This window comes from Paenibacillus doosanensis (assembly GCF_025060755.1).
GTDB classification, from domain to species: Bacteria; Bacillota; Bacilli; order Paenibacillales; family NBRC-103111; genus Paenibacillus_S; species Paenibacillus_S doosanensis.
This window is the reverse complement of sequence record NZ_JANYUY010000003.1, coordinates 135521-155815: the sequence shown is the minus strand read 5'-3', so window position 1 is coordinate 155815 and position 20295 is coordinate 135521. Positions and strand designations below refer to the sequence as shown.

The 20295-nt window shown below is 54.4% G+C and carries 21 protein-coding genes; 5 read left to right on the top strand and 16 right to left on the bottom strand.

All coding sequences use genetic code 11. The features are described 5' to 3' along the window. Positions 1 to 12: 12 nt before the first annotated feature. From N0M98_RS04545 to aroA, 7 genes are all read right to left on the bottom strand, one after another. Positions 13 to 345 carry a spore coat protein gene (locus N0M98_RS04545; RefSeq protein ID WP_249862682.1) on the bottom strand — a complete coding sequence of 111 codons (333 nt, stop codon included), beginning with the start codon at positions 343 to 345 and terminating at the stop codon, positions 13 to 15. 20 nt (positions 346 to 365) lie between these two features. Next, entirely contained in the window at positions 366 to 581 is a 216-nt protein-coding gene (locus tag N0M98_RS04540) for a hypothetical protein (RefSeq protein WP_249862681.1), read from the bottom strand. A 64-nt stretch (positions 582 to 645) separates the two neighbouring features. Further along, positions 646 to 1365, bottom strand: a complete 720-nt coding sequence (locus tag N0M98_RS04535; protein ID WP_259617064.1) for a hypothetical protein — start codon at positions 1363 to 1365, stop codon at positions 646 to 648. A 128-nt stretch (positions 1366 to 1493) separates the two neighbouring features. Next, on the bottom strand, positions 1494 to 2150 hold the full coding sequence (gene thiE / locus N0M98_RS04530; RefSeq protein WP_259617063.1) for a thiamine phosphate synthase: 657 nt from the start codon (positions 2148 to 2150) through the stop codon (positions 1494 to 1496). A 2-nt stretch (positions 2151 to 2152) separates the two neighbouring features. Further along, on the bottom strand, positions 2153 to 2578 hold the full coding sequence (locus tag N0M98_RS04525) for a CoA-binding protein (RefSeq protein WP_249862678.1): 426 nt from the start codon (positions 2576 to 2578) through the stop codon (positions 2153 to 2155). 18 nt (positions 2579 to 2596) lie between these two features. Beyond that, positions 2597 to 3436 carry a C39 family peptidase gene (locus tag N0M98_RS04520; protein ID WP_259617062.1) on the bottom strand — a complete coding sequence of 280 codons (840 nt, stop codon included), beginning with the start codon at positions 3434 to 3436 and terminating at the stop codon, positions 2597 to 2599. Positions 3437 to 3534: 98 nt separating this feature from the next. After that, positions 3535 to 4830, bottom strand: coding sequence for a 3-phosphoshikimate 1-carboxyvinyltransferase (gene aroA / locus N0M98_RS04515; RefSeq protein WP_259617061.1), 1296 nt, complete (start codon positions 4828 to 4830; stop codon positions 3535 to 3537). 188 nt (positions 4831 to 5018) lie between these two features. On the opposite strand from aroA, the gene N0M98_RS04510 reads away from it, so the two are divergent. Then, positions 5019 to 5312 (top strand): rhodanese-like domain-containing protein, encoded by a 294-nt coding sequence (locus N0M98_RS04510; protein WP_249862675.1) that lies wholly within the window; start codon positions 5019 to 5021, stop codon positions 5310 to 5312. Here N0M98_RS04510 and N0M98_RS04505 read toward each other — a convergent pair. Then, positions 5309 to 5824 (bottom strand): shikimate kinase, encoded by a 516-nt coding sequence (locus tag N0M98_RS04505; RefSeq protein WP_310943096.1) that lies wholly within the window; start codon positions 5822 to 5824, stop codon positions 5309 to 5311. The genes N0M98_RS04510 and N0M98_RS04505 overlap by 4 nt on opposite strands. A gap of 157 nt (positions 5825 to 5981) precedes the next feature. Between N0M98_RS04505 and N0M98_RS04500 the strand changes: the two genes are divergently transcribed. After that, the gene (locus N0M98_RS04500; protein WP_249866508.1) at positions 5982 to 6320 is read left to right on the top strand and encodes a hypothetical protein; all 339 of its coding nucleotides are present in this window, start codon (positions 5982 to 5984) and stop codon (positions 6318 to 6320) included. Here the strand turns inward: N0M98_RS04500 and gnd are convergent. The 7 genes from gnd to N0M98_RS04465 form a co-directional block, all read right to left on the bottom strand. Next, positions 6317 to 7759 carry an NADP-dependent phosphogluconate dehydrogenase gene (gene gnd, locus N0M98_RS04495; RefSeq protein ID WP_259617113.1) on the bottom strand — a complete coding sequence of 481 codons (1443 nt, stop codon included), beginning with the start codon at positions 7757 to 7759 and terminating at the stop codon, positions 6317 to 6319. The two genes, N0M98_RS04500 and gnd, sit on opposite strands and share 4 nt — an antisense overlap. 87 nt (positions 7760 to 7846) lie before the next feature. Beyond that, a complete protein-coding gene (locus tag N0M98_RS04490; protein ID WP_249862672.1) occupies positions 7847 to 8614 on the bottom strand; it encodes an SDR family oxidoreductase in 768 nt (255 codons plus the stop codon). Positions 8615 to 8712: 98 nt separating this feature from the next. Beyond that, a complete protein-coding gene (locus tag N0M98_RS04485; RefSeq protein ID WP_259617060.1) occupies positions 8713 to 10266 on the bottom strand; it encodes a gluconokinase in 1554 nt (517 codons plus the stop codon). Then, the gene (locus N0M98_RS04480; RefSeq protein ID WP_249862670.1) at positions 10263 to 11534 is read right to left on the bottom strand and encodes a nickel pincer cofactor-dependent isomerase, group 22; all 1272 of its coding nucleotides are present in this window, start codon (positions 11532 to 11534) and stop codon (positions 10263 to 10265) included. Before N0M98_RS04480 ends, N0M98_RS04485 begins: the two co-directional genes overlap by 4 nt. Positions 11535 to 11539: 5 nt before the next feature. Beyond that, positions 11540 to 12550, bottom strand: a complete 1011-nt coding sequence (locus N0M98_RS04475; protein ID WP_259617059.1) for a LacI family DNA-binding transcriptional regulator — start codon at positions 12548 to 12550, stop codon at positions 11540 to 11542. 227 nt (positions 12551 to 12777) lie between these two features. After that, the gene (locus N0M98_RS04470; RefSeq protein ID WP_249862668.1) at positions 12778 to 13374 is read right to left on the bottom strand and encodes a YkzI domain-containing protein; all 597 of its coding nucleotides are present in this window, start codon (positions 13372 to 13374) and stop codon (positions 12778 to 12780) included. Positions 13375 to 13772: 398 nt separating this feature from the next. Then, entirely contained in the window at positions 13773 to 14693 is a 921-nt protein-coding gene (locus N0M98_RS04465; RefSeq protein ID WP_259617058.1) for a stalk domain-containing protein, read from the bottom strand. Between the two features lie 353 nt (positions 14694 to 15046). On the opposite strand from N0M98_RS04465, the gene N0M98_RS04460 reads away from it, so the two are divergent. The 3 genes from N0M98_RS04460 (at position 15047) to N0M98_RS04450 (ending at position 17741) form a co-directional block, all read left to right on the top strand. Next, positions 15047 to 15886, top strand: coding sequence for an ABC transporter ATP-binding protein (locus tag N0M98_RS04460; RefSeq protein WP_249862666.1), 840 nt, complete (start codon positions 15047 to 15049; stop codon positions 15884 to 15886). Continuing rightward, positions 15819 to 16583, top strand: a complete 765-nt coding sequence (locus tag N0M98_RS04455; RefSeq protein WP_249862665.1) for an ABC transporter permease — start codon at positions 15819 to 15821, stop codon at positions 16581 to 16583. The genes N0M98_RS04460 and N0M98_RS04455 overlap by 68 nt, the downstream gene beginning before the upstream one ends. 99 nt (positions 16584 to 16682) lie before the next feature. Next, entirely contained in the window at positions 16683 to 17741 is a 1059-nt protein-coding gene (locus tag N0M98_RS04450; protein ID WP_249862664.1) for an ABC transporter substrate-binding protein, read from the top strand. 141 nt (positions 17742 to 17882) lie between these two features. On the opposite strand, the gene N0M98_RS04445 is transcribed toward N0M98_RS04450, so the two are convergent. Continuing rightward, positions 17883 to 20276 (bottom strand): DUF4962 domain-containing protein, encoded by a 2394-nt coding sequence (locus N0M98_RS04445; RefSeq protein WP_445933606.1) that lies wholly within the window; start codon positions 20274 to 20276, stop codon positions 17883 to 17885. Between the last annotated feature and the right edge of the window lie 19 nt (positions 20277 to 20295).

The following is a 20295-nucleotide window of genomic DNA, read 5'->3' as shown; positions in this document are numbered from 1 at the left end:
GCTTCGCATGATTTATGAAAAGCTTGGGAATTGGGAGGAATAGCCGCTGAACTGCTGCTTTGCTTGGGAAATTTCCTGCTTATCGGCCGCTTTCATCTTGTACCAGCCTTTTTCGAACATGAGATTGAACAGCTCCCATTGCGCCTCCTGCTGGGCGGTCAAAATCGACGCGACGCTCTTGCGCAGCTGCGGATTTTGCACTTCGCTCAGTCCCGTATTGAAGCCGGTCGTCAAATATTTTTGCATCGACAATATGTCATTTACGCGATCCCGGTCGTTCATCTCCGGACCTTTCACTTGCGGGAGCTCGCCGGATTGCGGTTTAGCAATTTCCATCGTAGGCATAATGGATGTTCCCTCCTTATTTATTGCAAATGGTTAAGCAATGTTTGGTAATGATCGAGATGTTGGCGGCCCGTTTTTTCAATTAGCTGCTTAATTTCGGCATCCTGGCATTGCTCAGCCGATTCTTTGCATTTTTTCATCGCCAGAAGCTCCCAGGACAAGAAGTCCTTAATGTAGCTGAACTCCTTTTCCGATAGCAAGCTGCGGTCGGACGTCATATTTTGCTGATTGTTCACCTGTACATACCTCCTCCATGTGTAAAGCGGGCCGTGAGGCCCGCCATTTGCTAAAGCAGCTATTTTAGAATTGGTATCTGTTAATGTTCATGCCGGAAGAACCGAATTGGCTTTGCGCAGGCTGCGCCGAATCGCTTCTCAAGTAGGCGTCGTGACCTTGCTGATCTCCGCGGTAGTTCGCCGTATGATACGACTGCGGAGCTTGGAATTGGTTAAATTGCTGGGAAGATGCAAACGAGTTGCTGTTCATTCCCGTGTTATAAGAATGCATAGCGGAAGCGCCGATACCGTATTGGTTTTGCGCCGGTTGGGAAGAATCGCTTCTCAAGTAAGCGTCGTGGCCTTGCTGATTGCCGCGGTAGCTTGCCGTATGATACGATTCCGGGTGTTGTTGTTGTTGTTGTTGATTGAACTGTTGTTGGCCGGAGAACGAATTGAAGCTGCTGTAAGAAGGAGCTTGATTCATGTAGCTGCCGCCAAATTGGCTTTGCGCCGGTTGTGCCGAGTCGCTTCTCAAGTAAGCGTCATGGCCTTGTTGATTGCCGCGGTAGCTTGCCGTATGATACGACTGCGGGCTTTGGCTTTGGAAGCTGGAGAATTGCGCCTGGTTTTGATGTTGTTGATTTTGGAATTGACCGCCCATGCCGCTGTTTAAAGATTGGTTGTACTGCGATTGCACAAAACCGATCGGTTGGTATTTCGTCTCAAGCCCGCGGTATTGGGACATTACGTTCCCGGCACCCATTTGTGGCTGAAAGGAATTTTGCTGATAGCTTTGATACATGTGAAAAATCCTCCTTAGGAAGTTGTTAAAGTCTTCCGGGATCGGTTCATGTAACCGTTGCTCTTCCAGAAGCCTTTATTATTGTCTCTAAGGAGGATTTATTTTATTTATGGAAGCTCTTGGCTTTTCTAACGGCTTCCGCCGGTCGACTGAAGCACGATACGTTTCAATTCCGCTGCGGCCTGCAGCGGATTCGATTGCTTGGTAATGGCGGATACGACGGCGACGCCTCCCGCTCCGGCTTGAATGACGGAGGCGGCGTTGCCGCTATGGATGCCGCCGATACCGACGGTAGGAACGCTCCAGCGCCGGGCAATGTCGCCGATTAAGCCGGTACCGATCGCCTCTCCGGCATCCGGCTTGGTCGAGGTCGCATAGACGGGACCCACTCCCAAATAATCGGCTCCTTGAGCCATAGCCCATTCGGCTTCTTCCATCGATCCGGCGGAAATGCCGACGATCTTATCGCCGCCGAGCAGCTGCCTGGCCGCAAGCCCGGGAATATCGTCCTGCCCGACATGCACGCCGTCGGCGTTCAGCAGCACGGCCACATCGACGCGGTCGTTGACGAGAAAAGGAACGCGGTACTCGCGGCATAAATCGCGCAATTTGGCGCCCTGCTCCAAAACCTGCTTCAATGGAGCGTTCTTTTCACGCAGCTGGAGGATCGTCACCCCGCCTTCAAGCGCCTCGCGGGCAATCTCAAGCGCCGTTCGTCCGCCATGGCCTTCCAGTCCCATAACGAGATAAACGGGCATATAAGCGGAAATATGTTCGCGATACACGTTTATCTTCCTCCGGGCAGCAGGATGGAGTCTTCCACTTTAATGCAGCGGTCCATGATGACTTCCAACCCGCCGGCTTTGGCAATATCTGCCGCTTCTTCATTAAAGATGCCTTGCTGCAGCCAGAACACCTTCGCCTTGATCTTAACCGCTTCTTCCGCAACCGGGACGACCGTCTCGCTGCGGCGGAATACGTTCACGATATCTACGGGCTCGGGGATATCCGACAACGACGGATAGCAGGTTTCGCCCAAAATGCTGTCGGCATTGGGATTTACCGGGATAATCCGGTATCCTTTCTTCTGCATCGCTTCAGCCACCATATACGAAACGCGGTCCGGCTTATCCGACAAGCCGACGACCGCCACGTTGCCCGCGCCGATCAGCAGTTCTTTAATACGCTCGCGGGAAGGATTTTCGAATGCCATGACAACCAGCTCCTTGATTTAAGATTGAGTATAAGAAAGCGCCTGACGACCCATCGCTTCCCAAGTTTGTATAAATTGTTCTTTATCTATTTTCACTTTGCTTTTGCCGTTATAAGGGTCGTTGACATACACGTTCTGCTCGTCAAATCCGACCAACAGGACGGCATGCTCCATAAACGTCGTTTGAATAGGACCGATCGGCGTATCCCAGACGACCCATTTGCTCGGCACCCTGTAATCGATCGTGGTCCATACTACCGAAGGAATGCCTTCCCTCAGCTGCTGTTCCAGCTTCTCGAACGGTTTGCCCGTAAAATCCTGCGCCCCGGGAACATATTGGGCGAGCAGCCCGTACAAGGCGCTATGATAAATGCCGAAGCCTTTGGCGGCTCCCGTAACTTCGCCTACAAAGCCCGTGTTCGGATTGCCCCAATATGCGATGGAGCCGTCCGAATTCGTTTTGAAAGGCGTCGGGTCCTTAGGCATTTCGGAGGCAAGCTCCATCTTATCCTTCTGAATGCCGGCAAATTGCAGCAGCATCGTGAGACTGGTCACTTCGCAGCCTGACGGCAGCTCCGGATATTGCTTCACCGCCGGAGCATCCAGCATCGCCGATGCGGCCGGAGGCGGCGTCTCTGGAGCAACAGCCGCAACCGCCGGAGCATGGACGTTCTGGGAAGGCTTATTCGCGCCCGTCTCGGCATAGACGACGGCCACCTCGTCTTCGAACCAAGCCTGCCCCGTTATTTTGGCATAGAGCAGCACGCCGAATACTCCGCTGGCAAAAACAAGTCCTCCGACCAAGAAAAAGCCGAACGTAACCTGGAGGCCCTTCCATAGTACCTTCAGTACCTTCATGAGGAAATCAACCCGCTTGTGTATGATGAAAAAACTCGTGTCGCCGCCTTTTGAAGCAAAGACAAGCGATAACTACCGCTGGACCAAACCGGCTCCGATTATTCCTTAACCAATTCGATGTGCGCGCCCAGCGAGAGCAAATGCTCAAAATAATGAGGATACGATTTGGCCACATGATGAGCGTCTTTGATGATCAAGCCCTGCTCGGAACGCAGCCCCACGACGGTAAGCGCCATAATGACCCGGTGATCGTAATGAGCGTTGATCTCTACTCCCCCCGTTACGCCTTGCGGACGGCCGTGAACGATGATCTCGCTTTGTCTTTCTTCGACATCCGCTCCGGCCTTGCGCAGCTCGTTCAAGAAATCGGTAATGCGGTCGCATTCCTTGTATCGCAAGTTTTCGACGTTATAGAAGCGGGACGTGCCTTCGGCGAACACCGCCGCAGCCACCATAGCCAGCACGGCATCCGTAAAGTGGTCTCCGTCGAACTCCCCGGCTTTCAGCTTCTGATTGCCTTTAACATGCACAACGCCGTTTTCATGCGTCAGATTGACGTCCATCGCGCGCAGCACGTCGACGACCGCTTTCTCGCCCTGCTTGCTCTGCTCTTCGAGCCGGAGCACTTTTACGTCGGAGTTCGTAACGGCCGCAGCGGCCAAAATAGCCGCGGAGCCCGGGTAATCGCCCTGAACGACGTACTTTTGCGGCTGATACTTTTGCCGGCCCGGGATTTTATAATGCATCAAATCGTCGGAAGCCTCGATCTTGATGCCGGCCTGCGCGATAACCTCCAATGTTTGCCCGACGATCACTTTCGATTTCAGGTCGTGCAGCACCTCTATTTCGCTGTCTTCTTCAAGCAGCGGCGTCATAAAGAGCAGCGAGCTCAAAAATTGCGAACTCACATTGCCGGATACCCGGATCTTTCCGCCCCGCGGACGGCCGCCGCGGATCGTAATGGGCAGCTTGCCCTCCCGATGCTCGACCTCCACTCCCATCTGCTGAAGCGCGTCGATCAAATCGTCATGCGGACGTTTGCCCAAAGAATCGGGATATGTATTGACGAACGTAAGCTCCGGACAGAAAGCCGCAATCGACATCAGAAAGCGGAGTACCGCCCCGGCATTGCCTACGTTAAGCTCCTTGACATGCTTCGGATGTCTTCCGAAGCCTTGAATCGTCATCTTCTCGTCGTCTTCTTCCACGACGGCCCCCAAATCGCGGATGCAGCGGCGCATCGCATCGCTGTCTTCGCTATGGGCAGGGTAATAGATCGTGCTTGTCCCTTCCGCCAATGCGCCGATCAGCAGATAACGGGTCGTATAGTTTTTTGAAGAGAGCGCATTAATCGTACCCTCTAATTGATTGGTCGGTTTCACAATAGCTTTCATGAATATGTATCTCTCCTGTTCCGCATAAAAAGTGAAGAAATCAATAGGTTGCTTTTCGGAAATACTGCCAGTTTACCATACCTTAGCAAAGGATGAAAACCGCAAGTTTGACACCGAAACCGGTTTCTCTATATGATGGATACAGATGCCCACACATCAAACTTGAAGCCTGATGGAGGTTTATTTCAATGCAAACCATTACCCCCGAACAACTGAAAAAACGTCTGGAGCAAGGCGAAAAGCTCGATATTATCGACGTTCGCGAAGACGAAGAAGTCGCTCAAGGCATCATCCCAGGAGCCGTCCACATTCCTCTGATGCAAATTCCCGACCGGCTCGCCGACATTCCCAAAGACAGGGAAACGATCCTCGTCTGCCGAAGCGGCAATCGCAGCGGAAGAGCCTACGACTTCTTAACGGCGCAGGGATTCGCCAATCTGAAAAATATGAGCGGCGGCATGCTGGAGTGGGACAAGCTTTAATTCGGCATAGCCGCGACGATTTCAGCCACAATCTCTTCTACGGACAAAGAGCCGGTATCGATCCGCTTTCCTGCGAAATCGTATGCGTGCTTACGGGTTTCCAGCAGCGTATGCACGCGCTCCTTCACATCGCCCTGAACTAAAGGGCGGTTCTGGTCCTGGCTGACCCGGCTGATAATCGTCTCGGCATCCGCTGTCAAAGCGACGACCCATCCTCTTGCTTGCATGACCTTGCGGTTTTGCTCCGCCAAAACCGCACCGCCTCCGGTGGCGATAACCTGACGGGTTCCGTCCAGCGTTATGGCGATCGTCTCGCTCTCGATGTCCCGAAATGCCTTCTCTCCCGCAGTCGCAAAAATATCGCTGATCGACATGCCCTGCCGCTCCTCAATCAAAGCGTCCGTGTCGACAAACTTCCATCCCAGCCGGGACGCCAGCGTCTTGCCTACCGTAGATTTTCCCGTGCCCATAAAACCTACCAGCACAATATTCGATGGTTCCAATACGTTCACACCTCTTGACAGCTCATTTCTAACCTTATCATCATATCATTATTTCAACTTAATGAATAGAAACTTCGACAAAATCATATGATGGATTGTGAATAAATTCCAGACGTTTCTGCTATCATGGTACTATGAATTGATTATAAGGAGAGATGAATCGTTGATGCATTCGGCCTTATCTCAGTCGCAGAATCCCGTTCCCAACGCCGCGCAGCGGAAGCTCGAACAAATCCTCGATCCCGCCCATCCGCTCTGCAGGGACGATGTCGTATGGATATTGGAATTTATTAAAAAAAAGGTGGCTGAAGAAGATCCGGCATTAGCGGACCTTTCTCAACCACGCTTATTGCAAAACTTTCGTTATTTCGCCGAAATATCTCTAATGCTGATCCAGCGGCGCAACGGCTTCGATCAGGAGGCGGACCGCCTGAAAGACTGGATCTACGAAGCATCCTTCGGCCTGCATCCTCCCAAGCCGAGCCGGAGAACAAGAAAAGATTAGTTCTCCATCCAGTTGAAATGGAATGTGCCTTCTTTATCCAAACGCTGGAACGTATGCGCTCCGAAATAGTCTCTTTGCGCTTGCAGCAGGTTAGCCGGCAGACGCTCCGTACGGTAGCTGTCATAGTAAGCCAGCGCCGATGCGAAAGCAGGAACCGGAACGCCGCGCGTAACCGCAGCGGCTACAACCGTTCTCCATGCATCCTGATAGTTTTCAACGATGCCTTTGAAATATTCGTCCAGAAGCAGGTTTCTCAGCTCCGGATTGCGGTCGTAAGCATCCTTGATGTTTTGCAGGAAGCGGGCGCGGATAATGCAGCCGCCGCGGAAAATCATCGCGATGCTGCCGTAGTCCAATCCCCAGTTGTACTCTTCGGAAGCGGCTCTCATTTGAGCGAAGCCTTGAGCGTAGGAGCAAATTTTGCTCGCGTACAGCGCTTGGCGCACAGCCTCGATGAACTGCTTGCGGTCTCCGTCGAAAGCGGACGCTTTAGGGCCGCTCAGCACTTTGCTTGCCGCTACGCGTTCTTGCTTCATAGCGGACAGGAAGCGGGAGAATACGGACTCGGTGATGATCGAAAGCGGAACGCCGAGATCCAGGGAGCTTTGGCTTGTCCATTTACCCGTGCCTTTTTGTCCGGCGGAGTCAAGAATGACGTCAACCATCGCTTTGCCCGTCTCAGGATCTTTCTTCGTGAAGATATCGGTTGTGATCTCGATCAAGTAGCTGTCGAGCTCGCCTTTATTCCATTCAGCGAAAATTTCATGCAATTCGTCGGTGCTGACGTTCAGTACGTCCTTCAACAGTTGATATGCTTCGCAGATCAGCTGCATGTCGCCGTACTCGATGCCGTTATGCACCATTTTTACGTAATGTCCCGCGCCATCCGGTCCGATGTACGTGCAGCAAGGATCGCCGCCCACTTTGGCGGAAATCGCCGTCAAGATCGGCTCCACCAGTTCATAAGCGTCCTTTTGTCCGCCCGGCATAATTGCAGGGCCTTTCAGCGCGCCTTCTTCGCCGCCGGATACGCCCGTGCCGATAAAGCGGAGACCGTGAGCGGACAGCTCTTTATTTCTGCGCTGGGTATCAGGGAAGTAAGCATTGCCGCCGTCGATGATGATGTCGCCTTGTTCCAGATGCGGAACAAGAGAATTGATCGTTGCGTCGGTGCCAGCTCCTGCTTGCACCATGATCAGGATTTTGCGCGGTTTTTCCAGCGATGCAACGAATTCTTCGATGCTGTATGTACCAACGAGGTTTTTGCCTTTGGCTTCCTCAATCAGCGCATCCGTCTTCTCGCGGGAACGGTTAAACACAGAAACCGTAAAGCCTCTGCTCTCGATATTCAATGCCAGGTTTTTACCCATGACAGCCAATCCAATAACGCCGACTTGTTGTTTGGACATTTGGTTTCTCTTCCTTCCTGATAATGATATAGTGTACGACTCGCTAAAGCGGCCCGAACCGGCCCGCCAAGAAGGAAATGAGAGTTCCCTTGCGGCGGCGGTCCGTTCCAACGTTTATTAAATCGTCATCGACCCGTAACCGCCGTCTACGCGAAGCAGCGAACCGGTAACGAAGCTCGAAGCTTTGTCGGAGGCAAGGTATACCGCTGCGCCTTGCAGTTCTTCCGCTTCACCGAAACGGTTCATCGGAGTGTGGCGCAGGATCGATTCCGTACGCTCCGGAGACAAGATTTTACGGTTTTGCTCAGCCGGGAAAAAGCCCGGAATGATGGCATTGACGCGTACGCGGGCAGGAGCGAATTCACGCGCAAGGAACTTGGTTACGTTGTTTACGGCCGCTTTGGAAGCGGAGTAAGTAAACACCTTGGACAGCGGAGGCTCGGAAGATACCGACGAAATGTTGATAATGCTGCCGCCTTCGCCTTTGTCCACCATATGTTTCCCAAATACTTGGCAAGCTAACACGACGCTCTTCAAGTTGACTTCCATAATGGTGTCCCATTCTTCCATCTTCAGCTCGAAGAACGGCGTCGTGCTGTTCATCCCCGGGCAATTCATCAAGATGTCGCAGCGGCCTGTCCAAGCGAGAACGTCCTCAAGCACCTTTTGCAAATCCTCTGCTTTGGTCGCATCCGCCGTGAAACATTTGGCCTTGCCGCCCGCTTCTTCAATTCTTTTAGCGACCGCTTCGGATTTCTCCGCATTGCGGCCGACAACAGCCACGTCGGCTCCATGTCCGCCGAGCGCAACCGCCATAGCTCCGCCAAGCGTACTGTTTCCCCCGATAATTACCGCTGTTTTTCCTGTCAAATCGAATAAATTCATGATGAGCCTCCTCAAGGTATAGGTAATCCATATGTACCATCGGTTGACAACCGACATCGGCAAGCCCCGACGCAGCAGCCGCAACTCCTTGGAGCGGATTACTTCGCGTGCTCCTGCTGATACGCAGCAATCGCATCAAATTCATCCTTCAACTGATGGTACACACGATTATAAATATTTGTCAACTGCTTATACAACTGATAATTCCCGTCGTCCGTCCGGTGACTGTGCTGAATTTGCATCCAGTTGTGCACGGAGGAGAAGTCTTTGATCTCGCCCATAGCCAGCATGCCGAGCTGAGCGGCGCCAAGCCCCGAGCTTTCGATGGAGTTCGGTACGGCTACCGAGCTCCCGGTGACGTCGGCCATACACTGCAGCCAGAACGGGGATCTCGCGAACCCGCCGGACGCGCGGATTTCCTTCGTCGGGCCGGATAGCTCCTCAAGCGCCCCGAGCACCGAATGGATCCGGTATACGACGCCTTCCAGCACCGCGCGAATCATATGTTTCTTCTGATGATACAGCGACAGCCCGAAAAATACGCCGCGCGCGTTCGCATTCCAATACGGAGCGCGCTCGCCAGCAAGCAGCGGAAGGAAAATAAGCCCGTCCGAGCCGGCTGCTACTTCCTCGGCCAGCGAGGTCAGGTAGTCGTAAGGATCAAGCCCTCTGCGGCGACCTTCCTCCGCTTCCGCGGTGGCGAGCTGGTCGCGCACCCAGCGGAACATGATGCCGCCGTTGTTAATGGCTCCGCCCACAACCCAGAAATCTTCCTTCAGCGCGTAGCAGAACAAACGGCCTTTCGGATCGGTCACCGGTTCGCGCACGACGCCGCGCACCGCGCCGCTCGTGCCGATCGTCACCGCATACACGCCTGGCTCGAAGGCGCCGACGCCCAAATTCGCCAGCACGCCGTCGGACGCGCCGACGACAAACGGCGTATCGGCATGCAGCCCCATCGCCTCGGCATACTGCGGCTTCATTCCCGAGAGATGATGCACGGTCGATACCGGCTCGGAGAGCTGCTCTTCGCGCACTCCGCAAGCTTCAAGCGCCTGCTCGTCCCAGCGCAAATTGCGCAGGTTGAAGAGCCCGGTTGCGCTCGCGATCGAATAATCGACGACAAATTGGCCGAACAGCTTGGCAAAAACGTATTCTTTAATACCGATAAACTTATAAGCCTGTTCGAAAATGTCGGGACGATGATCGCGGAACCACATCAGCTTAAGCAGCGGAGACATCGGATGCAGCGGCGTTCCGGTATTCATATAAATCTGATGCCCGTTCAGTTCTTCCTTGAGCGTTTTGACGTAGGCTACGCTGCGGTTATCCGCGAACGTAATGCACGGCGTCAGCAAGTTCAAGTCGCGGTCTACGGCGATCAGGCTGTGCATGGCCGAGCTGAACGACACGCACAGCACCTGGCTCGGCAAAATCCGCGCTTTGGCGACGACGGCCTGAATGCCGCTGACAACCGCTTGAAAAATTTCATCCGGGTCCTGCTCCGCCATATCGGGTCTCGGCGTATGCAGGGGGTATTCGTTGGAATTCGAAGCTAGAACCCGGCCGTCCCGGTCGATGACCAGCGTTTTGGCGCTGGTCGTGCCGAGGTCGGCCGCAATGATATAAGGCTTTTGTAAAGTCAAACTCATTTCGCCAAATTCCCTTCGCTGTCAAATTGCAAGTCGTAAGGCTCGCTCAAAATCTCGATATCCGCATGAAGCTTCGCTTCCTCCAGCAAGTTGACCGAAATTTCGATTTCGCCCAAATGGAGCGTATCTTGAATCCGCACGAGCCTGCATTTGGTGTAATCCAAAATGTTGCAAGTTTTGACTCCCGCTTTAATCGCATAGAAGTCGTTATCGAGCGTAGTCGCAATCTTAGTCGGCGCGCACACGGTGGACGTTAAGCCGTTGACGAAGGTAGCGGCGCGGTCCATCTTGTCGACCAAGCGCTGCGTCGTGAAATCGGCCGTACCGACGCCGTTCGCGTTGCCCTTCGTTTCCGGGGTCAAATCGAGCACGATCATCTTCGACACGTCGGGACCGCCGTGAGCGTAAGGCGTCGGATAACGACCGGTAATGTTCGGGTCCATCCCGTCGCCGCTGATGTTTTTGCCGATATAATCGATGACGAGCACGTCGATTTGATCGAACAAAATTTTCGGCAGGCGAGCTTTCGCTTCCTCCAGCAGCACCATTTCGCGGGATTCGATTTGTTCGGCCGGGAGCACCTCGATGCGGCAGGTCTGATCATAGGCGTTTTCCACAAGCGCGACGCCGAAAATAATCGGCAGCTTTTTGAGCATAATATTGGCCATGGCCGGAACGTTCTCCGCCATGTACTTAAAGCCGAGCTGATGGCATGCTTCCGCGCCTTTTTGCTTGCCGAGCCCGATGGAGATCATCTTCATAATCCCGCTCTCGATACGGCCGCGGAAAGCGGTATGAGGCTTGACACGGTTGATGACTACGATCGCATCGGCGGTCGAAGCGATCTTGTCCACGTAGACGGGCAACCCGTTAGGCAGCTCGTCGAGCTTGACGACTTCCATGGAGGAGCGGATCGGCGCCCCCATCGTCTCTTCGGACACGCCGAGATGATGGAGCACTTCCTTCTGTCCTTCCGCCGTCGCTCCGCCGTGGCTGCCCATGCAAGGAACGATGAACGGCTCGCCGCCCGCGCGCTTGATGGCGTCGATGGTGACTTTGGTGAACAAGGCGATGTTGGCCACGCCGCGGCTGCCGACGGCAACGGCGACCTGCTGGCCCGGCTTGATGCGGTCGATCGTGCCCGGCTTCTGCAGTTCCTGCTCCAGCACCTCGGTCAAGTTATCGATCTTCGTGTCGTCGAACTTTTGACGGATGCGCACCATTTGCGGAATCGGAATTTCTTCAAGAACCTGTCTCAAAATACTCATGCTTCTTACACGCCTCCTGCGATCGTTTTAACGGAATCCCGTATAACGAGCTCCGTATGGATGAAGATGGTTTCTTTCTCGATATGCTTGTTTTCTATAAAAGTGAGCAGCTTGGCCGCTCCCTCTCTGCTGATTTCTTCGATGGGCCTGCGAACGGTCGTCAGCGCCGGCGTCACGAACGCCGAGAACAGCTGATCGTCGAAGCCGACGACGGATATGTCTCCGGGCACGGCGAGCTGCTTCTCGTTGATCGCTTTAATCGCGCCGAGGGCCATCTCATCGTTGCAGCAAAAAACAGCCGTCGGACGCTGCTTCAGCGTAAGAAGGCGCGACATGGCGGCATACCCGCTCTCCACGTCGTAATTTCCACGTTCCCTGTACTCGTCCCTTACGATTACTTGATGCTTCTCCATCGCTTGCCTGTAGCCTTCGCGCCGCGCCTGCGTCGATTTGAAATTTTCTTTCCCTTCGATGATCGCGATGTTGGTGTGACCCTGGCTAATCAAATATTCCACGACGCGGTAGGCTCCCCGCTGGTCGTCGGGAATCAAATTCATCACTTGCCCATGCTCGATCTGCCGGTTGAGCACCACGAGCGGGATTTCCCGTTCCGTCACGTAATCGATGAACGGCTGGTCCGTTGCGCTCTGGCTCATGACGATGATGCCGTCGTAGCTTTTCCGGTTGATCTTGTGGAAGCTCTTATAATCGTCAATACCCCTTACGATCAAATTATACCGATCTTCGATCACTTCGTTAACGCCTTTGACCGCCTCGTATAAAAAGCCGGCCGACGTACCGGTATGAAGTGTTGAAAAAAACAATCCCAAGTTGTATGATCGATCAAGGACCAAACTTTTGGCGCTGTAGTTAGGGGTGTAATGCAAGCTGGCCGCCAGCTGCTGGATTCGCTCCTTCGTCTCCTGGTTGATCAACGGGCTGTCGTTCAGCGCTCTGGAGACCGTCGTATGCGAGACATTCGCAAGCTTGGCAATGTCTTTGATCGTAACGCTCAATCCTACCACCTCCGTTTTATCATATCATACAGCTGCACACGTTAACAACGAACATTTTTTGCGTTATATTGATTTGTTTTGCGTTTTTTCCCAGCAGCCGCGCCGCTTTGCGGCTTTGCCGGCAGCGCGCCTCATGGTCGCGCAAGCCCCTCCGCGGAGGATGGCTTCATCCGAACCGGCAACAAAAATGGCCTGTGCATGAAACACAGACCATGTTAAAAGCGTATTCACATTTCCAGCTGAAGCATTTCATGCCTGAGTTCCATCAACCTTTCCTTGCATGTTTTCACTGCCTGAGCATCTCCCGTCTTCAGAGCGTCATGCAATGTAGCCAGCTCGTAGTCGAGCTCTAACCGAAGCACGGGAATCCGATCGTCGGGCCGCTTGGACCGAAACGCCTGCATCATTTCCTCCACCGTGACCACCGGCTCCTTCTGAAACAGTACTTTGTGCTCGACACCCGATATTTCGACCATCCGTATAATTTCACCGAACATAATATTTTCAATTAAAATTTGTCTGTCCTTAAACCGTTTCACCACCGCATGACCTCGCGTATCTCCGATCATTTTCTCCATTAATTCCGCCAGTTTTTCGTCCTTGAACGAGTAGTTGCCGACGATCTTATATCGTTCGCCGATGCGCTGAAATTTCAGCTTCACCAGCTTTCTCCCGGTGCGGATCGAGACAATGAACTGCTGGTCGCTCTCGTTCCAATATAACGAATACCCTTCCTGAATTAAGGCTTTAATGAAGTTACGGATTAGCCGACGGTCAAATCGTAACTCAAGGTTGCAGTATTCCACTTCATGACTTTTACTCACGGCAATCCCCTCCCAATTGATACGTAAGCCCCCGCGAACCATCCGCTCCTTCTCGGGTTCACCCGCTGTTCTTCGGATCGTTCCAAATGTTGATAGAATTTTCAGACAATTCAGTTACTTAATTCTATCTTATTATGAATCATATGATTTAGCAACTTGGATTATTGACTTTTTTTCGTTTATTTTAATCCATTTTTTTCATGCAAAAAAAACCCGCAATATCGGGCCTAAGCTTTGAAGCGGATTCAGGGGCTTTGCGGGGACGCCGTGGCGATTTATGCGCTGCCTGCGGCCGATAGGGATTTCCGGATACAATTCGTCTGCATAGGCGAAACAGGCGAACGCTGACGCCGCTCCGACCCCCTATCGGCTCTTAGGCCGATTTCTCGCAGGGATTTTTACGGATTGGCCGAATCCTCGGCCTTCTGGTTCTCTTTCTTCTCTAATTCGTCGTTCAAATCCGTCCGCGACTCCACATTGACCGTATACGTCAGATTGTCGCCGAAGCCGGATGTATCCAGCCGCAGAATGGCGCGGAAATAATGGCTCTGCGTAATGCTGTAGCCGTTGCCCCGGCCGTACATTGTCTGGTACACCAAATATTCGTAGCGGTTTTCGCCGTCGATCTTTTCAATCATAATCGGCCTTGTCGTGTAGCTGAAATCTTTGATTTTGAAGCTGGCTGTGCTCTTCACGTAGTCCTTCAGCTTGGCGGTCTTATCGGAATTCAGCTCTCCCGCGATCACATAGTTGTCCCTATTCGTGCGGCTCGGCGTCACTCCCTTGCCCCAACGCTTCCTGGCCTCGCCGTCGCTGACATACAACTCGCCGGTCAGCTTCTCCTTGGATTTCTTCAGCCCTTCCGTATCGATTCCCATCCTCCGGATATCGGACAGCCGGTAATACGGACCCGTGCTGCCTTCCGCGGCATATACCGTCAACAGCGGGTAGTCGGCTCCCAAATAAGTGACCATCTGCGAAGAAGGCGAGCGCAGCGTAAATTCCTCATAAGTTGTATTGGCATCCTCCGCGGGCTGCTCGGGATTAATCCGGCTGTTAATGTAAATCGTCTTGTTGTCGCCCTTCCACAAAATATTCACTCCGAGCATATTGCCCAGCTCTTTGAGCGGTAAGTAGCTCTTGTCCTGATACACGAGAGTCGGCCCTTCAAGCTGGATCGCTTTGCCGTCGAGCACAATGCTGAAGTCCGGCCGCAAATAGGCTTCCACTCTCTGCAGCACATCCTCCGCATAGACGCCCGCGGTAAACGTACCTCCCAAAACCGCCCCCATGATCAGCACTCGTTTCCATCGTTTCATTGCAGTCAAACCTTTCTCGAAATTGGTAAATTCATGGTAAAATGCCGCAAGCGATCCGCCACTTATTCGCCACGAAACGACATTTCTCCTTTTTATGAAAACTTTATATTGACAAACATTTCAATTCCGATAAAATAGGTTGGTATAAGTTGATCCATTCCCGGCTCCGCACGATAGGAAGAATGCGGCGTCCGCTTGTTACAGCTTACTATTCGCAACATCTCACACAAAGCCGGTCGGAATGATGGATTATACATTTATCGGCATACCTTATCTATTTTATCGAATAAAAAGGCCTACATTGTTATAGGACATTGGAACCAGAAGCTGGATCTCAGGGGGAGTGAACGTCATTGATCGAAATTAAAGAGGTGAGCAAGACGTTTCATCAGCGTACGGGCGGGTCGTTTACGGCCATCGACAACGTATCGCTTACGATTCAAAAAGGGGAATTCGTCTCGCTGCTCGGCCCGTCGGGCTGCGGCAAGTCAACGCTGCTCAATCTGGTTGCTGGACTGGAGCAAGCCGAGCAAGGAAAGATTCTGGTTGGCGGCAAGCCTTGCAGCACGCCGGGACCGGATCGGGTCGTCGTCTTTCAGGAGCATGCGCTGTTCCCGTGGCTGACCGTGCTCGACAACGTCGCGTTCGGACTGAAGCAGAAGGGCATCGGCAAAAAAGAGCGCGAAGCGATGGCCATGGAGCAGATCAAAGCCGTGCACCTAAGCCGGTTCGCCGACCGCTACCCGCATGAATTGTCCGGCGGCATGAAGCAGAGAGCGGCCATTGCCAGAGCGCTGGCGATGGACCCGGAAATACTGCTGATGGATGAGCCGTTCGCGGCGCTCGACGAACAAACGCGGCTCATTTTGCACAAAGAGCTGGAAGAAATCTGGATGCGCACCCGCAAGACGATACTGTTCATCACCCATAACATCCGCGAGGCGGTTATCCTCTCCGACAGAGTGCTCGTGATGTCGACGCGTCCCGGAACGATCAAGAAGGAATTCGCCGTCCGGGCGGCCAGACCGCGCGACTTGTCCGACCCGGTGCTCCACCACGTCGAAAGCAGCATTATGGACGCGCTGGCCGACGAGCTGGAAAAAGTGGTAAAGGAGGAAATGGGCGATGAGTACAGCATTAAGAAGAACGATCTTTCTGGTTCTGCTGTTGATAGCATGGGAAGCGGGATTTAGAATCTTCGATTGGGGCTGGAAATTCCCTTCCGTCACCCAGACCTTCCAGGCGTTCTACGACGGCTTCGTCCACGGCCAGCTGCTGGAGGCGACGATTGAGAGTATTCGCAGGCTGCTTACCGCCTTCATTATTTCTATCGCGCTCGGCACGGTGCTCGGCTTCCTGTTCGCCAGATACCGTTTCCTGGACGATACGCTCGGCTTCCTGGTCGTCGCCCTGCAGACGATTCCGAGCATTGCCTGGCTGCCGTTTGCCATCATCTGGTTCGGGATGAACGATTTCTCCGTCGTGTTCATCACGGCGTTAGGCGCTACCTGGACGATGGCGATGTCGAGCCGGACGGGCATTATGAACATCCCCCCGCTCTACCTGAAGGCGGCGCAGACGATGGGAACCGGCAACGGGTTCAAAATGTTCTATCAGGTTATGGTGCCCGCGGCGTTCCCGCATATGATTACGGGAGTACGCGTCGCTTGGGCTTTCGCGTGGCGCGCGCTCGTCGCAGGCGAATTGATCGCCAAAGGCGTCGGGCTCGGCCAGCTGCTGCAGGACGGCCGGAACTTGGCCGACACGGCGCTCATGCTGTCGATCGTCATCATTATCGCGGTGCTCGGCACGCTGTCCGACCATTTTTGCTTCAAGCGGCTGGAGGACACGATTCTGATTCGCTACGGTTTATCGGGCAAGCAGAAGTAACTTGAACAAGACGGGCGGCGCCGGGCTAACCGGCGGAATCCGCTCCTTTTCCGAAGCCTTTATTCAAACTATTCGCATAAGAAAAAGGGGAGTTATACAATGAAAAAACAAGTATCCGTCCTTATCGCCATCCTTATGGTCGCCGTTCTGGTACTGTCCGCTTGCGGCAAAAAAGACGAAGCGGCCAAGGACGGCGCAGCCGCCGGAGGCAAGTCCGCACCGGCTTCGACCGTCAAGCTCGGCATCTTCAAGAACGTCACGCACGCTGCCGGCTACGTCGCTCTGGAAAAAGGCTTGTTCCAAAAATACTGGGGCGACAACGTCAAAATCGAAGTGACGCCGTTCGATAACGGCTCCGATTTCTCGACGGCGCTCGCAACGGGCGAAATCGATCTCGGCTTCGTCGGTCCCGGCCCTTCCACCAACCAATTCATCAAAAGCAAAAACTTCCGCGTCATCTCCGGCTCCAACAACGGCGGCGCGGTGCTCGTAGCGGGCAAGGATTCCGGCATCTCCAGCCCGAAAGATCTGGTCGGCAAAACCGTAGCGATTCCGACCAAAGGCAGCACGAATGAAATTTCGCTGCGCCTGCTGCTGAAGCAAAACAACCTGAACGTCACCACCGACAAATCCGGCGTGCAGATCATTGCCCGCGCTCCGGCCGATACGCTGGTCGCTATGCGTCAAAAAGAAATCGACGCTACGCTCATCCCCGAACCGTGGGGCACGCAAATGGAACAGGAAGGCATCGGCAAAATCATCGTCGACTGGGATAAAATTCCGCCGAACAACGGCAACTATCCTTTGACCATTCTCGTAGCGGGCGATAAGTTCCTCAAAGAGCACCGTGATATGGCGAAGCAGGCGATCCAAGCGAACGCCGATGCGATCGAGTACATCAAGAAAAATCCGGACGAGTCCTACGAGCTGATCAACAACCGCCTGAAAGCGTTGAGCGGCAAAGGCATGGACATTGCGCTGATCAAAGCCGCGCTGTCCCGATTGAACTTGACGACCGACGTCAGCAAGGAAGCGATTGAAGAAATGGCCAAAGTATCGATCGATGCCGGCTATATTAAAGACGTGAAGAAAGAAGAGCTTGACTTGAGCAAGTTTGTCGACCTCAGCCTGCTGGAAGAAGTCAAAGCCGGCAAATAAGAACGGCTGTCATGGCCGAATAACCGGCCGGTTGCCAACAACGGACGAATCGCAAAAGAGGAGCGGATGCCAAGATCCGTTCCTCTTTTGTTTAGATTAGCGCCCTCTGTATGAGAAAGCCCCCGCTTCCCTTCTTTCCCGTCAATACGCTTTGGACACTTCCACTTTATGCGTGACGCCATCCTCCGTAAAATACAGATGAACGCCGTGATCCTGATCGTCCATAAAATACGATACGTACTTCGGTTCCCCTTTGCGCAGCGGCACCAGCAGAGCGGCGATCCGATGGCTCCGCGCCGCCGGCGTCGAAGCTTGCAAATGCCACTGCTTGGCAAGCCCTTCGATCTCCGCCGGGTCGACATCCGGGAATTCGTCGCTTTGCGTGAGCCGCATATCGCCGGAGGAGCAATACACGAACCGTCCGTCCAGATCCGCCTTCGTCCCCCGCATCAGGAACGATTGCGCGCCGAGCTTCATCGGATGCAGCGTATGCAGCAGCCAGTCGACGCTGCCCGGCTCGGACAGGTCGATCGTATCGACGACGACGACATACGATTCGTTGAAGAAATACAGCTCCCTGACATAGCGGTCCAGATAAGGCACGTTCTCCTTGTAGGCGGCCGTCGCGTTGCAGCGGGAGTAGCTGTATCCGGAATGCCGCTCCACAGCTTCTACGGCGCCCGAAGCGGCCATATTGAGCACCTTGTTCGTCCCCGCGTACTGACCCTGTCCGTCGATCAAAATATTGTTCGTCGAACGGGTCTGCCTGCGCCAATTCCGATGCATCGTGCTGCCGAAGGCGATGTAATAGCCGCTCTCGATGGCTAACGGCTCGCCGTAGGCATGCAGCAGGAAGCCGTTCTGGTCGCCGTGGCTGTGGCTGATCGAGCCGTAAGGGCTGCTTTTGGTCAGCAGCATAATATGGTCGTCCGGCCGGTCCATATGGGCGTGGAACGCGACCCAGCCGATATCGCGGAACCATTTGACCGGCTCGATCCGCTCGGGAGCCGCGGCTTCAACGGCCGGATAGTCGTGGCGGTACATCATCTCGTCGAACCGGAAATCCCACCAGCCGTAGTTATAAAATTTCATCTCCGAGTCCGTATCGATGGCGCGCGTTTGCTCGTAATACCATTGATACATGCCGTTGCCCGTAATGCCTGCGAACTGGCGAATATTGAAGCCGGTTTTCAGGCTGACCGGATCGCCGAGCGTGGACTGGTCGCCGAAGCTGGCGCGCAGCGTGTCCGGCGAGAAGCAGTACAGCGGGAAATCGCCGGTTTTTTGAAAAAACGGGCGGGCATAAAAATCGATCCCCGTATATTTTTTCAGCAAGTTCAGCGCTTCGGTCACAAAGGCCATCCCGGTCGTCCAATACATCGGCCCTTCCGCCCATCCCCCGTCGGCGCCTCCCCACGGCGTATACAGGCAAGCGTAATATTCAAGCGTATAATCGAGCCATTCTTTGGCCTTGTCCTCCTCGCCGAACATGGCGATGCCGCAAGGGGCGAGCACCGAGGACAGCGAACGCACCGCATGGCTGTCGAACGGCACATGATGGATCTTGGAGCGCTCGATTACATGGAACGCGACCTGCTCGGTGCGCCGCCGCAGCCTGCCGCGCACCTCCTCCCGCTCCGTCTCCGTCAGATGGCCGTAGAGCCAATCGTAGCCCCACGCCAGGGCGCCGGCAACCCGGAAGGCCGCCTCGTCGTTATAATCTCTGCTGGTAGGCCCCTGCACATCCCAGGAGGCTACATGCAGCAGCCACTCTTTGGCGCGCGCGATCAGCGCCGGATCTTCCAGCACGACTCCGGCGACGCTGAGGTGGCGGATCGCATACAGCGCTTCCTGGCAGTCTATGTACATTTGACGCCACAAGCCGGCTACGCGCTTATTGCCCGGATAAGGAAGCGGTTCGGCGATTAGCTCGCGGCCGATCCAAGGAGCGACGGAGCGCTCGTAGAACGCGTCCCAGCCCGTCCCGGCAGGATCGGTCTGCACCTTGCGGCGGAACGCCGGCAGCTCCTCCGCCTGCAGCCACAGGCGCGGATGCGCCGGGGCAGCCTGCGCGTAGCGCTCCTCGCGCCCGGCAAGCGGCGTCTCGGGCAGCCCTGCCGGCACCGTGAAGCGGCGCACCGCGCTCCACTCGCTGCGCGGCGCATCTTCGCCGCCGGCATCGCCATGCGCCGCCGCTTCCTCATCGCCGCTAAGCAGCAGCGCATAGCGCCAATAATAATCGCCGGGCGCAAGCGCATGATCCGGCGTATACAGATTGTACGGTACGGAGCGTACCGTCTCGGTCTCCTCCGGCGCAAATTGCGGCGACCGGGAAATTTGCAGCGTGTAGCGGTCATTCTCCAGCTGCGCGGGAATCCAGGTGAAGCGCGGCGGATTCTCGATCAGCCGGGTATGCTCGTCGGGCGAATATTGTACGGTCAGAACGCCGCTCTGCGGCTGATATAACGGTTGAGTCACGGTTGTATATCTCCCTCCATGCTCCGGCCTCCCGGGCCGGATGTCTGTCTCTTGCATCTGCTCGCTTCCCAGAAGC

Excerpts from the sequence above, each read along its gene's own strand:
- aroA (WP_259617061.1), bottom strand. The coding sequence starts at position 4,830 with ATGAAAGCTATTGTGAAACCGACCAATCAATTAGAGGGTACGATTAAT.
- N0M98_RS04455 (WP_249862665.1), top strand. The coding sequence starts at position 15,819 with ATGAGTACAGCATTAAGAAGAACGATCTTTCTGGTTCTGCTGTTGATA.
- N0M98_RS04510 (WP_249862675.1), top strand. The coding sequence starts at position 5,019 with ATGCAAACCATTACCCCCGAACAACTGAAAAAACGTCTGGAGCAAGGC.
- N0M98_RS04535 (WP_259617064.1), bottom strand. The coding sequence starts at position 1,365 with ATGTATCAAAGCTATCAGCAAAATTCCTTTCAGCCACAAATGGGTGCC.
- N0M98_RS04545 (WP_249862682.1), bottom strand. The coding sequence starts at position 345 with ATGCCTACGATGGAAATTGCTAAACCGCAATCCGGCGAGCTCCCGCAA.
- N0M98_RS04500 (WP_249866508.1), top strand. The coding sequence starts at position 5,982 with ATGCATTCGGCCTTATCTCAGTCGCAGAATCCCGTTCCCAACGCCGCG.
- N0M98_RS04465 (WP_259617058.1), bottom strand. The coding sequence starts at position 14,693 with ATGAAACGATGGAAACGAGTGCTGATCATGGGGGCGGTTTTGGGAGGT.
- N0M98_RS04450 (WP_249862664.1), top strand. The coding sequence starts at position 16,683 with ATGAAAAAACAAGTATCCGTCCTTATCGCCATCCTTATGGTCGCCGTT.
- N0M98_RS04485 (WP_259617060.1), bottom strand. The coding sequence starts at position 10,266 with ATGAGTTTGACTTTACAAAAGCCTTATATCATTGCGGCCGACCTCGGC.
- N0M98_RS04490 (WP_249862672.1), bottom strand. The coding sequence starts at position 8,614 with ATGAATTTATTCGATTTGACAGGAAAAACAGCGGTAATTATCGGGGGA.
- N0M98_RS04480 (WP_249862670.1), bottom strand. The coding sequence starts at position 11,534 with ATGAGTATTTTGAGACAGGTTCTTGAAGAAATTCCGATTCCGCAAATG.
- N0M98_RS04525 (WP_249862678.1), bottom strand. The coding sequence starts at position 2,578 with ATGGCATTCGAAAATCCTTCCCGCGAGCGTATTAAAGAACTGCTGATC.
- N0M98_RS04520 (WP_259617062.1), bottom strand. The coding sequence starts at position 3,436 with ATGAAGGTACTGAAGGTACTATGGAAGGGCCTCCAGGTTACGTTCGGC.
- N0M98_RS04445 (WP_445933606.1), bottom strand. The coding sequence starts at position 20,276 with ATGCAAGAGACAGACATCCGGCCCGGGAGGCCGGAGCATGGAGGGAGA.